Source organism: Streptococcus oralis, assembly GCF_001579175.1.
GTDB classification, from domain to species: Bacteria; Bacillota; Bacilli; order Lactobacillales; family Streptococcaceae; genus Streptococcus; species Streptococcus oralis_O.
Genome location: NZ_KQ970759.1, coordinates 294,000 through 295,303 on the forward strand (window position 1 = coordinate 294,000; position 1,304 = coordinate 295,303).

Annotated in this window: 1 protein-coding gene and 1 pseudogene; one reads left to right on the forward strand and one right to left on the reverse strand. The window is 40.1% G+C overall.

All coding sequences use genetic code 11. The features are described 5' to 3' along the window. Positions 1–842, reverse strand: an 842-nt coding sequence (locus tag SORDD24_RS11505) for an alpha-amylase (protein WP_231082645.1), incomplete at its 3' end; no start/stop codon positions are given. Positions 843–1,112: 270 nt separating this feature from the next. Here SORDD24_RS11505 and SORDD24_RS11510 point away from each other — a divergent pair. Then, positions 1,113–1,304, forward strand: a pseudogene (locus SORDD24_RS11510) (class I SAM-dependent rRNA methyltransferase); the annotation flags it as partial.

Below are 1,304 nucleotides of genomic sequence, written 5' to 3' on the forward strand. Positions count from 1 at the left end.
TCAATTTTTTCAAGATAGTCCAGATTAGCTTCTTTGTCTGGATTCCAAAATTCCCCAAAAACATAGAAATCTTCGCCGTATTTTTCCTTCATATCACGGATGAAATTGCCCATAAAGAAGGAGTCAATGTGCTTAACGGCATCCAAACGGAAACCAGCTACACCAGTCGTTTCCATAAACCAGTCAGCCCAGTCATAGAGGTTTTGGATGACTTCAGGATGCTTAAAGTCCAGGTCAGCGTACATGAGGTAGTCGTAGTTGCCGTTTTCGTTATCGACCAATTCCTCATTTGCCCAACCTTTATTGTCCCCCTGGATCAGGTAAATGCCAGACTTACGGCGCTTGGCATCATAGTCTGTACCTGTAAAGTGGTACCAGTGCCATTCAAAGTCATTATAGGTTTTCTGACGTCCATCAAAAGTGAAGTGGGTCCATCCGTTGATAGTAAAGGGCTCACTTAGTTGAACTGTACGGTCCTCGGGATCGACTTCGATAACTTGAAAGGCTTCCATATGATCGGCAGCAGCCTTGTGATTAAGAACGATGTCAGCCATTGGTTGGATTCCGTGCTCCTTGAGAGTCTGAATCGTTTGGAGATAATCTTCCTTAAATCCATATTTGGTACGAACAGTCCCTTTTTGGTTAAATTCACCTAGATCAAAAAGATCATAAACGCCATAGCCAACATCTTTTTCATTGGTTGCCTTGAAGGCAGGTGGCATCCAGACATGACTGATACCGAGATTTGCTAGGTGTTCTGCGTCATCTGCCAATCGTGTCCAGTGTTGTCCGTCGTGGGGCAGATACCACTCAAAGTATTGCATAAGTGTCTGATTTTGCATTGTTTTTCCTCTTACTTATCAATGATGTGTTATATTCTACCATAAAGTCCAGAACTACGCAAACGTTTGCTCAAAGTTTCTATACTCATTTCTAGAAATGTCTATTTTTTGAAATTTCCCATTATTTTTTCATTGGTCAGGAAAGAAGGATTAGAAAAAATGAATTGAGTAAACTTTTTTTAACAAAAATGACACTTAGTAAACTAAAGTAAAAATGGATAAACGCTTTCTATTTTGAGAATTGTCACAAAATTTGCTATAATAGTAACTATGAATAGAATTAGGGTCAGCAGACGTGTTGAAAAAAAGCTAGCTAAGGGTCTAGTTCTTTTGGAAGCGAGTGATTTAACAGATATTGAACTGACGGATCAGGCAGTAGAAGTTTTTAGTCAAGACGGGAAGTTTTTAGGGAGTGCCTATCTTTCCCAGCAGAACAAGGGAATCGGTTGGTTCATCAGCAAG